This is a genomic window from uncultured Xanthomonas sp. (assembly GCF_964278005.1).
Taxonomy (GTDB): domain Bacteria; phylum Pseudomonadota; class Gammaproteobacteria; order Xanthomonadales; family Xanthomonadaceae; genus Xanthomonas_A; species Xanthomonas_A sontii.
On sequence record NZ_CAXYKF010000009.1, the window covers coordinates 127341 to 140693 of the forward strand.

Below are 13353 nucleotides of genomic sequence, written 5' to 3' on the forward strand. Positions count from 1 at the left end.
TCATGTCCAACCAAGCTGCCGCTCCCGCCGCGCCCGGGGTTCCGGGCGCACCGGCCGCCGGGTTCCGCCCGGCCAGTGTGGCGTTGTGCACGGTGGGCCTGGCGATGGCCTCGTTCATGCAGGTGCTCGACACCACCATCGCCAACGTCTCGCTGCCCACCATCGCCGGCAACCTCGGCGCCAGTTCGCAGCAGGCGACCTGGGTCATCACCTCGTTCGCGGTCAGCAACGCCATCGCGCTGCCGCTGACCGGCTTCCTCAGCCGCCGTTTCGGCGAGACCAAGCTGTTCGTGTGGGCCACGCTGGCCTTCACCGCGGCCTCGCTGCTGTGCGGCCTGGCCCAGAGCATGGGCATGCTGGTGGTGTCGCGCGCGCTGCAGGGCTTCGTCTGCGGCCCGATGTACCCGATCACCCAGAGCCTGCTGGTGTCGATCTACCCGCGCGAGAAACGCGGCCAGGCGCTGGCCTTGCTGGCGATGATCACCGTGGTCGCGCCCATCGCCGGGCCGATCCTCGGCGGCTGGATCACCGACAACTACAGCTGGGAATGGATCTTCCTGATCAACGTGCCGCTGGGCATCATCGCCGCGACCGTGGTCGGCTCGCAGCTGCGCGACCGTCCCGAGCCGACCGAGCGCCCGCGCATGGATTACGTCGGCCTGATCACCCTGATCATCGGCGTCGGCTGCCTGCAGGTGGTGCTGGACCTGGGCAACGACGAGGACTGGTTCAGTTCGACCAAGATCGTCGTGCTGGCCGCGATCTCGGCGGTGGCGCTGGCGGTGTTCCTGATCTGGGAGCTGACCGACAAGGATCCGATCGTCGACCTGCGGCTGTTCCGCCACCGCAACTTCCGCGCCGGCACCATGGCGCTGATCGTGGCCTATGCGGCGTTCTTCAGCGTGTCGCTGCTGATCCCGCAGTGGCTGCAGCGCGACATGGGCTACACCGCGATCTGGGCCGGCCTGGCCACCGCGCCGATCGGCATCCTGCCGGTGATCATGACCCCGTTCGTCGGCAAGTACGCCTCGCGCTTCGACCTGCGGCTGCTGGCCAGCATCGCCTTCATCTTCATGGCCACCACCAGCTTCATGCGCTCGGACTTCAACCTGCAGGTGGATTTCCCGCACGTGGCCGGGGTGCAGTTGCTGATGGGCGTGGGCGTGGCGCTGTTCTTCATGCCGGTGCTGCAGATCCTGCTGTCGGACCTGGACGGGCGCGAGATCGCCGCCGGTTCCGGCCTGGCCACGTTCCTGCGCACGCTGGGCGGCAGCTTCGCCGCCTCGCTGACCACCTATCTGTGGGCCAAGCGCACGCAGCTGCACCATGCGCACCTGACCGAGCACATCTCCACCTACACGCCGGGCATGCAGGAACAGGTGCAGATGATGGGCAACGGCAGCCTGCAGAACGGCGCGGCGCTGCTCAACAACACCATCAACCACCAGGCCTCGCAGATGGGCTTCAACGACATCTTCTACCTGCTGGGCTGGACCTTCCTCGGGATCATCTTCTTCCTGTGGCTGGCCAAGCCGCCGTTCGGCGGTGGTGGTGGTGGCGCGGCGGCGGCTGGCGGCCACTGAGCCTCGACGTCGGCACGGGCGGCACCACGACCCGTGCCGTTCCGTGCCGCTGCAATGGTGGTGCGCAAGCGGCGCTTGCACGCCATTGCCTGATGGCGTGCCGTCCGGCGCGCCGCACCAGGGCATGCCAAGTGACATGCATGCCCGGCGTCGCGCTCCGGCGCGGGGACACTTGCCGCTGCCGCGGCCTGCGCACCAGAATGCGGCCCTTCGCAGGCTTCGGCAGCCCCGCACATGCAGCGCTTTCTTCGCGCCTTCGGCGCCCGCTTCGCCGCATCGCTTCCGCGCGCGGCCGTCCTCGTACTGCTATGCCTCGGTGCGCACCCGGGCCACGCGCAGGCCGCGCCGCCGCCGGCGCCCTCGCCGGTGCCGGTGACCCCGGCCGATCGCCTGCACGAAGCCTGGTGGGCCGAGCGCCACCAGCAGGTGCTGGCGCAGGTGCGTGCGCACCCGGATGCGCCGCTGCTGCTGATCGGCGATTCGATCACCCAGAACGACGAGAAGGCGCAGGCACCGGACGAAGACTTCCAGTCGACCTGGCAGACCTTCTACGGCAGCCGCGGCGCGCTCAACCTCGGCTTCAGCGGCGACGCCACCGAACACGTGCTGTGGCGCCTGCAGCACGGCGAGGTCGACGGCCTGCGGCCCAAGGTCGCGCTGCTGCTGATCGGCACCAACAACACCGTCCACCAAGGGCAGAGCGCGGCGGACACGGTGCGCGGGATCGATGCGGTGGTCGCCACGCTGGAGCAGCGCCTGCCGCGCACCCGCATCCTGTTGCTCGGCCTGCTGCCCAGCGCACTGTCGGCGCAGAAGAGTGCGCGCGACGCCGAGGTCAACCGCGCGCTGGCGGTGCGCTACGGCGACAATCCGCGTGTGGCCTATCTGGACATCGGCACCGTGTTCCAGCGCGTCGATGGCACGCTGGACCCGAGCCTGTTCTACGATCCGCGGCAGCGTCCCGGCAGTGGCGCGCTGCATCCGGACACGCGTGGGCAGCGGCGCATGGCCGAGGCCATCGAGCCGACCCTGGCGCGGCTGCTCGACGAGGCGCCGCGGGTGCCGCTGGACGCAATGACCGACGTCGACACCGCGCGCATCGCGGTGCCCTGGCTGGAGCAGGATTCCTACGACTGGTACGGCCGCCACCATGCCGCGCTGGACGCCGCGCGGCAGTTGCAGCCGCAGGTGGTGATGCTCGGCGACTCGATTACCCATTTCTGGGCGGGCGCGCCACAGGCGATCCGGGTGAATGGCGCGCAGGCCTGGCAGCGCACCTTCGGCGACGCGCGGGTGCTGAACCTGGGCTTCGGCTGGGACCGCACCCAGAACGTGCTGTGGCGGCTGCGCCAGGGCGAGGTCGACGGCCTGGCGCCGCGCTGGGTGGTGATCAACCTCGGCACCAACAACCTCGCCGGCACCGAGCATGCGCGCACCAACACGCCGCAGGAGACCGCCGACGGCGTGGCGGCGGTGGTCGCCGAGATCCGGCGGCGCCTGCCGCGCAGCCGGATCGTGCTGATGGGGATCTTCCCGCGCGGCTTCGCCGCCGATGCGCCGCAGCGTGCGCCGATCCTGGAGACCAACCGCCTGCTGGCCGCGCGCTTCGCCCACGACCCGCAGGTGCGCTGGCTCGACATCGGCGCGCGCTTCCTGCAGCCGGACGGCACGCTGCCGGTGGCGCTGATGCCCGATGGCACCCATCCCAGCGAAGCGGGCTACGCGATCTGGGGCGAGGCGCTGCGCACGCTCGGCGTCGGCGGCTGAAGAGCGTCTCGAACATCACGCGTGCCGCGCCTCAGCGGGAAGCGTGGTCGTCCTCGTAAGAGCGGCTTCAGCCGCGACGGGCATGCCGGTCGCGTTTGGTCGCGGCTGAAGCCGCTCCTGCGAACGACATCCCGTCGTTACTGGCGATGCCCGAACGCCACACGCGCCGCCAGTGTGACTCAGCCGTTGTCCGGCTTGAGCAATTCCAGCACGGCTTCGCGGCGCCGCACCGAGGCGTTGCGATAGCGCGCGAGCAGGGCACGCTCCTGCGCGTCCTGCGCCAGCAACGGATAGTCGGCGGGCAGGTCCTGCACGCGCTTGCCGGGACCGACGCCGCACACCAGTTCGTCGAGCGAGCGGTTCAGCACGCTGCGCAGCGTCGGCAGCAGGCGGAAGCTCGGCGTTTCGCGGTCGTTCTCCCAGGCCGACACCGAGGACTTGGTGACGTCCAGCGCGAAGCCCAACTGCTCCTGGGTGAGCCCGGCGGCTTTTCTGGCTTCGCGCAAACGCTCGCCGAAGCTATTCATCGCGGTGGGCCTTGGGGGACGGCGGGCCTACCAAGATATGGAGCATCCGCCGGCTTGTCGTACAGTCACGCTTGACTCCAATTGTTCGGAGATTCAATACTCGTGCGGTGCGGAATGCACGGACGCGCGAGGATGCGCATGCAGGACATGGATGTTGTGGACACGAGGGTGTCGGCGCCGCGGTGCGCTGCCGCCATGCATTGGCCGATCGCGGCACGACGCGGCGCCTGCCGGTACGTGGGGGAGGGCGCATGGCCACCTACGAAGTGAGACTCCGGCGCGTCGCGCAACTGGAGCCGTCCTTGCAGGTGCTGGTGCATGCCGCCAATGCCTACCTGGCCGCGCGTGCGGCCGAACGCCACAACCCGGGCTACCGTGCCTACAAGGTGGCGGTGTGGGTGAAGGGCGTGCGCGTGGACATCGGTCCGTTGCGTCCGCCGCAGCGCTGAGCGCCGCGGCCTGCGCGCAGCCAACAAAAAACCCGCCGAAGCGGGTTTTGAGATCTTGCTCGACCTGTCGGTCGTGGTGCCCAGGAGAGGACTCGAACCTCCACGGTTTTACCCGCTAGTACCTGAAACTAGTGCGTCTACCAATTCCGCCACCTGGGCAACTCAGAACGAGAATTGTGCGCGTGGCGGCGGGCACTGTCAAGCGCTTTGCGACGGCGGCAGTGCAGCGCCGTCGCGGACGCGTCGGTGGCGACCTCAGTAGCCGACGTTGAAGCGCAGGCCCTGGTTGATCGCGCAGCGGTAGCCGAGGGTGCTGCCGGTCTGCTGGTAGCTGGGCAGGGCGAACACAAACATGGTGAAGTCCACGGTGTTGTCGGGATGCACCTGGTAGCGCAGGAACTGCTGGATCGGCTTGCCGTCGCGGCCGACGGTCACGTGCTCGTCGGCGAAGGACAGGGTGCCGTCGGCGGTGACGCGGTAGGCGCCGATGCGCAGGCCGCCGCGGGTCTGGCTGGGCGTGGCGCCGCCGGAGGTGGGCGTGCACTGGCTCAGGTCGATCGCCACGGCGACCGAGGCGCCGCTGTCCAGGGCGCGCTGGATCTCGGTGAGGGAATTGAGCGTGGCGTCGTCGGCGCCTGCGGCGGAGGCGCTGGTGGCGCTGGCGAACAGGGCGGCGGCGAGCAGGGAAGCGGACAGGCTGTGCATGGGGGAGGCTCCAGAGCGTGGGGGAGGGCGACGGATTGCCGGATGCAAGCTAGCGGGGCGCCGATCCGGGTCAACCGACAAAATCGCGAACTTCCGCTGCCGTCACGCCGGATCTTCGAAGCGGGTCCGCTTGTGACAGCGCCGTGTCGGAATCCGCATTGCACTGCGGTTTTCCGCCGAATGCGTGCGCCGCCGACGCGCGCGGTGCGGCTGCTTGGCCCGACGGGGTCGTGGCATCGGTGCAGGCGATCGCGAGCGAATGCGAAATAGGCGTTGACAAGGTCGCGCGGGCACCGCAGAATTCGCGGCCTTCAGCGCCCAGGTGGCGGAATTGGTAGACGCACTAGTTTCAGGTACTAGCGGGTAAAACCGTGGAGGTTCGAGTCCTCTCCTGGGCACCACATGCAAGATCGCGAGAGCGCTGAACTCTCGCACCGACCGGCCCGCTGACGCGGGCTTCGTCGTTTCTGGGGCGCACGTTCGCCGCAGCGCGCCGCCCGGTTCGGGTGACGCCACCTGCATGGGAGTACCATGCGCGGATGACAACTCGCAAAAGCAAGTCCGGCAAGCCCGGCAAATCCGCGTCCGGCGACGCGCCCACCTCCGATACGCCGAAGAAATCGCGTCTGCCCGCCTGGATGCCCAGCTTCCTGCGCCGTGGCCCCAAGCCGCCGCTGCAACCGCTGCACCCTCCGTCGCCACCGCCGGCGGCCGCGCCCGACACTGCCGCGCCGATCCACGACCCCTATGCCGCACGCGAGGCCGAGCGCTATGCGCAGCCGATCGCCAGCCGCGAGGCGATCCTGCAACTGCTCGAACGCTGCGACGGTCCGCAGACCCTGGACGAACTGGCCGAACAGCTCGGTCTGACCGAGCCGACCCGCAAGGAAGCGCTGAGCAAGCGCCTGGGTGCGATGCTGCGCGAAGCCCAGGTCGTGCAGAACCGCCGCGGCGGCTACGCGCCGCTGCAGCAGACCAACCTGATCCCCGGCGTGGTGATCGCCAATCCGGACGGATTCGGCTTCCTGCGCCCGGACGAGGGCGGCGACGACCTGTTCCTGCCACCGTACGAGATGCGCAAGGTGCTGCACGGCGACCGCGCCCTGGCCAACGTCACCGGCATCGACCGCCGCGGCCGCCGCGAAGGCAGCATCGCGCGCGTGCTCGAGCGCGGCCTGACTCGGATGATCGGCCGCTTCAGCCTGGAAGCCGGCATCGCCTTCGTGGTGCCCGACGACAAGCGCATCCAGCGCAACGTGCAGATCCCCGCCGACGCCGTCGGCGAGGCCCGCGACGGGCAACTGGTGGTGTGCGAACTCACCTCCGCGCCGGACGCGCGGCGCCCGCCGATCGGCAAGATCATCGCCGTGCTGGGCGACAAGCTGACCCCGTCGCTGCTGGTGGAAGCGGCGATCCACGGCCACGAGCTGCCCTACGAGTTCCCGCAAGAGGTGCTGGACGAAGCCGCGGCGGTGCCGCTGACGGTGGAGCCGGCGGCGATCAAGGGCCGCGTGGACCTGCGGCAGACGCCGCTGGTGACCATCGACGGCGCCGACGCCAAGGACTTCGACGACGCGGTGTTCTGCGAGTCCAACGCCGACGGGTTCCGCCTGGTGGTGGCGATCGCCGACGTGTCGCACTACGTGCGTCCGGGCACGCCGCTGGACACCGAGGCGGTCAAGCGCGCGACCTCGGTGTATTTCCCCGGTTTCGTGGTGCCGATGCTGCCGGAGACGCTGTCCAACGGCATCTGCTCGCTCAACCCCAAGGTCGACCGCATGTGCTTCGTCTGCGACATGCAGATCGACCGCCAGGGCGAGGTGGCCGGTGCGCGCTTCTACGAGGCGGTGATGAACTCGCACGCGCGGCTCACCTACGAACAGGTGTGGCAGGCGGTCGGCGAAAAAGACGAGCAGGTGCGCAAGGACGTGGCGGCGGTGCTGCCGCAGCTGGAGCGGCTGCATCAGCTGTACCAGATCCTGGCCAAGGCGCGCGCGCGCCGCGGCGCGATCGAGTTCGAGACCGCGGAAGTGCGCTTCGTGCTCGACAACACCGGCGAGGTGACCCAGGCCGGCATGCTGGTGCGCAACGACGCGCACAAGCTGATCGAGGAATGCATGATCGCCGCCAACGTGGCCGCGGCGCGCTACCTGCTGGAAACGCATATTCCGGCGCCGTTCCGCGTGCACGAGCGCCCGCCGGAATCCAAGTACGCCGACCTGCTGGAGTTCCTCAAGGAATTCAAGCTGAGCCTGCCGGCGTGGAGCAAGGTGGTGCCGGGCGACTACACCAAGCTGCTGAAGAAGGTGCGCGAGCGCCCGGACGCGGCGCTGCTGGAATCGGTGCTGCTGCGCAGCCAGAGCATGGCGGTGTACTCGCCCGACAACGCCGGCCACTTCGGCCTGGCGTTGGAGGCGTACGCGCACTTCACCTCGCCGATCCGCCGCTATCCGGACCTGCTGGTGCACCGCGCGATCAAGTACGCGCTGACCCGCGGCGCGCCGGACAAGTACCTGTACGCGCCGCGCGCGATGGCGGCGCTGGCGCTGCAGTGCTCCGAGCGCGAGCGCCGCGCCGACGAGGCCGAGCGCGAGGTCGACGAGCGCTACCGCGCCGCGTGGATGGAGAAGCACGTCGGCGGGCAGTTCGACGGCGTGGTCAGCGGCGTCACCAGCTTCGGCCTGTTCGTCGAACTGGACCAGTCCAAGGTCAACGGCCTGATCCACGTGACCCAGTTGCCGCAGGACTATTACCAGTTCGACGCGACCCGCAAGACCCTGACCGGCGAGCGCCGCGGGCGCGAGTTCCGCCTGGGCGACCGCGTGCGCATCCTGGTGCTGAAGGCGAGCATGGAAGAGCGCAAGATCGACTTCCGGCTGGTCGAGGAAGGCTCGTCGGCGCATGACGAGTTGCCGCCGCCGCCACCGCGTGGGCAGCCGGCCAAGCGCAAGAAAAAGAAGTACTGACGGCGCAGCGTCGCGGCGAACCGCCTGGCGGCCGCCGCGATCGCGCTTCCCGTGCGTCGTGCGGGAGGTCACCTGCGCGATGCGGTTCGCAGCGGAGAGCGGATATGGAGCAGGAGCAGGAGTACAGCGGCGGTTGCCAGTGCGGGGCGGTGCGTTTCCGCGTGCGCGGGCGGCTGCACGACGCCTCGATCTGCCATTGCCGGATGTGCCAGAAGGCGTTCGGCGCCTACTACGCGCCGCTGGTCTCCACCCGCGGTGCGGACCTGACCTGGACCCGCGGCGCGCCCAGGCGCTTCGCCTCGTCCAATCTGGTGCAGCGCGGCTTCTGCGCCGACTGCGGCACGCCGCTGACCTACGAGGCGCCGGACGGCATCGCCGTGGCCGCCGGCGCTTTCGACCATCCGGAGGCCGTGCCGCCGACCATCCAGTACGGCATCGAAGCGAAGCTGCCATTCGTCGACGCCCTGCATCGCCTGTCGGCGATCCGCACCGAGGGCGATCTGGTCGCCGCGCCGTTTCTGGCCGATATCGTCTCGCGCCAGCATCCGGACCACGACACCGAGCGCTGGCCGGCTTGAGCCGTGACTGACAGTGCCGACCTCGCGCGGCGCGTTGTCGGGAGATCGCTGGCGACCTCGGGAATCGGTCGCGCCAGGCAGCTGGCCGGTGTTCCCGACGTCATCGCGTCGGGACTGAAGTCCCTCCCACAAGGCTGCGCCGCGCCTTGTCTGGATGGCGCTGCGTCGTTGGTCTTGCTGTCGCGACACGCAGGCCCCGGGCATCGCAGGAAAGTGCGACGTCACGGCCAAGCCGCTTCTACCAATCCCCAATCCCGAATCCCCAATCCCGGCCCCCAAGGCATGACGCCAGCGGCCACAACCCCTACCATGCCCGCTTTCCTTACGCGTAGTCCCGCCTCATGAGCAAGCAGAACCAGTGGATCGTCGGCGTCAATGCCGTGGCCTCGTCGATCGAGAACGACGCGGACAACGTGCGCGAGGTGCTGGTGGAAGCGGGCAGCAAGAATCCGCGTCTGCAGGAGATCGAGGAGAACGCGCGGCGCAAGGGCATCGACGTGCGGCGGGTGAACACGCAGGCGCTGGACGGCGTCGGCGGCGCGGTGCGGCACCAGGGCGTGGCCGCGCGTTATGCCGCGGCGCGGACCTGGGCCGAGAGCGAGCTGGAAGGCCTGGTCAGCGCCGCCGAAGGCCGCGCGCTGCTGCTGGTGCTGGACGGTGTGCAGGATCCGCACAACCTCGGCGCCTGCCTGCGCAGTGCCGCCGCGGCCGGGGTGACCGCGGTGGTGATTCCCAAGGACAAATCGGCGCCGGTCAACGCCACCGTGCGCAAGACCTCGGCCGGCGCCGCCGACCGCCTGCCGATCGTGGCGGTGACCAACCTGGCGCGCTGCCTGCGCGAGCTGCAGAAGCAGGGCGTGTGGATCTACGGCCTGGCCGGCGAGGCCGAGACCTCGCTCTACGCGCAGGACCTGCGCGGCAACGTGGCGCTGGTGCTGGGTGGCGAGTCCGACGGCCTGCGCCGGCTGACCCGCGAGCATTGCGATGGCCTGGTGCGGATCCCGATGCCGGGCGAGATCGAGAGCCTCAACGTCTCGGTCGCCGCCGGCGTGACCCTGTTCGAAGCGGTACGGCAGCGCCTGGGCTGAGCGCCCCTTCGAAAAGCCCCTCTCCCTCCGGGAGAGGGGTTGGGGTGAGGGTCCGGGGGCGAAGCCCCTCGCCGCATCAGTGCGACACCAAGCTTTCGCGCTTCACCCTCAACCGCCGCTGCAATCGACGTTTCCCCAGGCTTCGCCCGTACCCTCATCCGCCCCTTCGGGGCACCTTCTCCCGGCGGGAGAAGGGGAGCGCGTGGCGCCTGGAGCCACTCTCCCCCCGGGAGAGGGGTTGGGATGAGGGTGCGGGGCGGAGCCTTCGCGCATCAGAACGACACCAGGCTTCGCCCGCGCGCTTGTCCGCCGCTGCGATCGATGTCTTCCCAGGCTTCGCCCGTACTCTCATCCGCCCCTGCGGGGCACCTTCTCCCGGTGGGAGAAGGGAGCGTGCTGCGATGGGATGTTGTTGGTGCTCCGCTCTGCGAAGACCGCTCCGGCTTAACCGCCGCGCAATCTTCACGCGTCCTTTTCCCGCAGGCTGCTACGGCCTCCACCCGCAGCGACGCTTTTTTGCCTACCATGGGCGCTCGTCCCGTGTTCCGCTCCGGTAATGAGTCTGTGTCGCCCCCGTCCCCTTGACGCTGGACCCCCGCGCCAGGGTCCTGTCGCGCCCCGCCTGCGTCGGATCGGGTCGGGACAGTGAGCGTCGCCAGGGGGAGGGGGGAGACAGCACGCGACCGCGGGCGCGCGTGGCCGGTGCTGCTGTTCTTGCTGCTGGCATTGGGCGTGGCGTGGCGCGCCGTTGCCGCCGATGGTGGCGCAGACGGGGTGCCGCCGCTACGCGACTACGCGATCGATTCCTGGACCTCGCGCAACGGCCTGCCGCACAACTCTCTGCGCGATCTTGCGCAGACCCCGGACGGCCGCCTGTGGTTCGCCACCTGGGAAGGGCTGGTGCGCTACAACGGCCTGGACTTCGCCGTCATCGACCGCAGCACCCGCCCGGGCCTGCCCGACAACGGCGTGGGCTCGCTGTACGTGGACCGCGCCGGCGCGCTGTGGCTGAGCGATTCGCGCGGCAATCTCGGCCGCCACGATGCGGCCGGCAACTGGCGCTTCTGGCGGCAGCCGCCGGGCTGGCCGCATGCGCTGATCCACGCCATGACCCAGGACCGCGACGGCCGCATGTGGCTGCTGTTCGAAGGCAACGGCCTGGGCTGCCTGTGGCCGGACGGTCGCTTCGATTACCAGCCGGCGCCGCGCGACCTGCCGTTGGCGGCGAGTTTCCCGCACCTGGCCGCAGACGACCAGGGGCGGATCTGGATCGGCAGTCTCGATGGCCTGCTGTACCGCGACCCGCAGGGCGTGCTGCGGCGCGCGCCGGCCGCGTTCGGCCTGCCGCCGGGGCTGGCCTGGCCTTATCGGGCACCGGACGGCTCGTTGTGGCTGGTGGCCGGCGAGAACCTGTACCGACTGCAGGGCGAGCAGGTGGTGCTGGTGCAGCACTTGCCGGGCTACGGCCATTTCACCTCGATGCTGCGCGACCGCGATGGCGCGATCTGGCTGGGCACCGAGAACCAGGGACTGCTGCGGATCAGTGTGCACGGCATCGAGCGCATGCTGCCGGGCGACGTGCTGCCCAACGGGCGCATCGTCAGCCTGCTGCAGGACGCCGAGGGCAGCATCTGGATCGGCGCCAATGGCGGCCTGTTCCGGCTGCGCGAGACGCTGTTCGCCGGCTACACTCGCCGCGACGGACTCAGCGGCGACTACGTGCGCGCGCTGCTGGAGACGCCGGACGGCGCACTGTGGATCGGCAGCGCCGCCGGGCTGGACCGGATGGCGCCGGATGGCCGCATCGCCCCGGTTGCGCTGCGCGACGCGCCATCGGTCCTGAGCCTGGCGCGCGGCCGCGACGGCGACCTGTGGATGGGCACCTACGCCGACGGCGTGTTCCGCCTGCGCGACGGCCGCGTCGTGCGCCACTACGGAACCAACGAGGGCTTGCCCAGCGGGCAGGTGCGTGCGCTCAGCGTCGATGCCGCCGGCACCGTCTGGATCGGCACGCGCAGCGGGGTGATGCGCATCGACGGCGACCGGCTGTCGGTGCCGGACGTGCCCGGCTTGCCGCGCGGCCTGATCACCGCCCTGGCCAGCGTCGACGGCGCACTGTGGATCGGCTCGGTCGAAGGCGCGGCGGTACTGCGTGATGGCCGGGTGCGGAAGCTGGCGCTGGAACCGCTGGGCGGCGCGCGCACCGTGTTCGGATTCCAGGCGTTGGGCCGCGATGTGTGGATTTCCACCGACCGCGGCCTGCACCGCGACCGCGATGGCCAGCTGGCGCGGGTGGGGCTGGAGCAGGGCATGCCCGTGGATACGGTGTTCCAACTGGTTCGCGATCGCCTCGGCAACGTCTGGATCAGCAGCAACCGCGGCGTGCTGCGGACCACAGCGGCGGCGCTGGACGCGGTCGCCGACGGCCGCCAGGCGCGGTTGCAGGTGAGCCGTTACGACGAGATCGACGGCATGTCCAACGCCCAGGGCAATGGCAGCTCCGGGCCGTCGATGATCCTGCGCCACGACGGCACGGTGTGGCTGGTCACCGCCGGTGGCGTCAGCATGGTCGATCCGCGGCGCCTGGCGCGCTTCCGCGATCGCCTGCCGCCGCCGGCGGCGATCGAGAGCGTGTTGCTGGATGGCCAGCCCTTCCCGTGGCAGAACACGTCGCAACTACCCGGCGCCAAGCGCATCACCGTGTCCTATGTCGGCCTCAGCTATCTGCTGCCCGAGCGTATCCGCTACCGCACCCGGCTCGACGGCCTGGACACCGGTTGGATCGATCGCGGCAACCAGCGCAGCGTGGAGTTCATCGGGCTGCCGCCGGGCGACTACACCCTGCACGTCGCCGCGGCGCATCCGGACGGCGCCTGGAGCACCCGCGAAGCCGTGTGGCGCTTCAGCGTGGCGCCGCTGTGGTGGCAGCGGCACAGCGTCCATGCGGCGGCCGCGGTGGCGCTGCTGCTGGCGCTGGTGCTGCTGTACCGCTACCTGATCGCGCGCTACAAGCGTCGCGCCCTGCGCCTGGAGCGGCTGGTGGCGCGGCGCACCAGCGCGCTGCGGCTGCAGACCGAGCGCCTGCTGCAGGCCGATGCCGAGAAGAGCCAGTTGCTGGCGGAACTGCAGCGCCAGGCTACCGCGTTCGAGCGCCTGGCGCACGAGGATGCGCTGACCGCGTTGCCCAACCGGCGTCACTTCGACGAGGTGCTGGTGCACAGCATGCAACGCGCGCAGCGCAGTGGCGCGCCGCTGTGCCTGTTGGTGATGGACATCGACCGCTTCAAGCAGATCAACGACGGCTACTCGCATGCCACCGGCGATGCGGTGCTGCGCGAAGTCGGGCAACTGCTGCTGAGCGCCTGCCGCGCCTCCGACCTGCCGGCGCGCCTGGGTGGCGAAGAGTTCGCGGTGCTGCTCGGCGACACGCCGCTGGCCGACGCCGAGCGCCTGGCCACGCGCCTGCGCGACCTGTTCCATGCACGCCTGCAGTGGGCGCCCGAGGCGCCGGCGCTGCGCGTCACCTTCAGCGCCGGCCTGGTCGCGCTGCGCCCGGACGACACGCCGAGCCAGTGGCTGGAGCGCGCCGATGGCGCGCTGTACCGGGCCAAGGGTATGGGGCGCGATCGGGTATGCGTGGGCTGAGTGCATGCGTCCGGGCATGCGGATCGAGTGCTGTCGTTCTACCTT

9 protein-coding genes and 2 tRNA genes are annotated in these 13353 nt (G+C 70.1%); 8 read left to right on the top strand and 3 right to left on the bottom strand.

Annotated features, from left to right (window positions below; all coding sequences use genetic code 11):
- The first annotated feature begins 2 nt into the window (after positions 1-2).
- Together ACHWVH_RS06235 and ACHWVH_RS06240 are read left to right on the top strand one after the other, a co-directional pair.
- A complete protein-coding gene (locus tag ACHWVH_RS06235) occupies positions 3-1583 on the top strand; it encodes a DHA2 family efflux MFS transporter permease subunit (RefSeq protein ID WP_295927784.1) in 1581 nt (526 codons plus the stop codon).
- A gap of 234 nt (positions 1584-1817) precedes the next feature.
- The gene (locus ACHWVH_RS06240) at positions 1818-3350 is read left to right on the top strand and encodes a GDSL-type esterase/lipase family protein (RefSeq protein WP_295927782.1); all 1533 of its coding nucleotides are present in this window, start codon (positions 1818-1820) and stop codon (positions 3348-3350) included.
- A gap of 179 nt (positions 3351-3529) precedes the next feature.
- Here ACHWVH_RS06240 and ACHWVH_RS06245 read toward each other — a convergent pair whose 3' ends face one another.
- A complete protein-coding gene (locus ACHWVH_RS06245; protein WP_017910998.1) occupies positions 3530-3877 on the bottom strand; it encodes a helix-turn-helix domain-containing protein in 348 nt (115 codons plus the stop codon).
- 251 nt (positions 3878-4128) lie between these two features.
- Here ACHWVH_RS06245 and ACHWVH_RS06250 point away from each other — a divergent pair, with 251 nt between their 5' ends.
- Entirely contained in the window at positions 4129-4326 is a 198-nt protein-coding gene (locus tag ACHWVH_RS06250) for a hypothetical protein (RefSeq protein ID WP_010343993.1), read from the top strand.
- A 74-nt stretch (positions 4327-4400) separates the two neighbouring features.
- On the opposite strand, the gene ACHWVH_RS06255 is transcribed toward ACHWVH_RS06250, so the two are convergent.
- Positions 4401-4485: transfer RNA gene (locus ACHWVH_RS06255), tRNA-Leu, on the bottom strand.
- A 96-nt stretch (positions 4486-4581) separates the two neighbouring features.
- The gene (locus ACHWVH_RS06260) at positions 4582-5031 is read right to left on the bottom strand and encodes a VirK family protein (protein WP_017913462.1); all 450 of its coding nucleotides are present in this window, start codon (positions 5029-5031) and stop codon (positions 4582-4584) included.
- A gap of 316 nt (positions 5032-5347) precedes the next feature.
- Here ACHWVH_RS06260 and ACHWVH_RS06265 point away from each other — a divergent pair.
- From ACHWVH_RS06265 to ACHWVH_RS06285, 5 genes are all read left to right on the top strand, one after another.
- Positions 5348-5432, top strand: a tRNA-Leu gene (locus ACHWVH_RS06265).
- Between the two features lie 138 nt (positions 5433-5570).
- Positions 5571-7997, top strand: coding sequence for a ribonuclease R (gene rnr, locus ACHWVH_RS06270; protein ID WP_295915600.1), 2427 nt, complete (start codon positions 5571-5573; stop codon positions 7995-7997).
- A gap of 104 nt (positions 7998-8101) precedes the next feature.
- Positions 8102-8575, top strand: a complete 474-nt coding sequence (locus ACHWVH_RS06275; protein WP_267123865.1) for a GFA family protein — start codon at positions 8102-8104, stop codon at positions 8573-8575.
- Positions 8576-8916: 341 nt separating this feature from the next.
- Positions 8917-9663: a 23S rRNA (guanosine(2251)-2'-O)-methyltransferase RlmB gene (gene rlmB, locus ACHWVH_RS06280; protein WP_017911002.1), complete on the top strand. Its 747-nt coding sequence runs from the start codon at positions 8917-8919 to the stop codon at positions 9661-9663.
- Between the two features lie 702 nt (positions 9664-10365).
- A complete protein-coding gene (locus ACHWVH_RS06285; protein WP_394686849.1) occupies positions 10366-13308 on the top strand; it encodes a two-component regulator propeller domain-containing protein in 2943 nt (980 codons plus the stop codon).
- The last annotated feature ends 45 nt before the right edge of the window (positions 13309-13353 follow it).

Coding starts and splice junctions, on each gene's coding strand:
- ACHWVH_RS06235 (WP_295927784.1), top strand. CDS start 3: ATGTCCAACCAAGCTGCCGCTCCCGCCGCGCCCGGGGTTCCGGGCGCA.
- ACHWVH_RS06240 (WP_295927782.1), top strand. CDS start 1,818: ATGCAGCGCTTTCTTCGCGCCTTCGGCGCCCGCTTCGCCGCATCGCTT.
- ACHWVH_RS06245 (WP_017910998.1), bottom strand. CDS start 3,877: ATGAATAGCTTCGGCGAGCGTTTGCGCGAAGCCAGAAAAGCCGCCGGG.
- ACHWVH_RS06250 (WP_010343993.1), top strand. CDS start 4,129: ATGGCCACCTACGAAGTGAGACTCCGGCGCGTCGCGCAACTGGAGCCG.
- ACHWVH_RS06260 (WP_017913462.1), bottom strand. CDS start 5,031: ATGCACAGCCTGTCCGCTTCCCTGCTCGCCGCCGCCCTGTTCGCCAGC.
- rnr (WP_295915600.1), top strand. CDS start 5,571: ATGACAACTCGCAAAAGCAAGTCCGGCAAGCCCGGCAAATCCGCGTCC.
- ACHWVH_RS06275 (WP_267123865.1), top strand. CDS start 8,102: ATGGAGCAGGAGCAGGAGTACAGCGGCGGTTGCCAGTGCGGGGCGGTG.
- rlmB (WP_017911002.1), top strand. CDS start 8,917: ATGAGCAAGCAGAACCAGTGGATCGTCGGCGTCAATGCCGTGGCCTCG.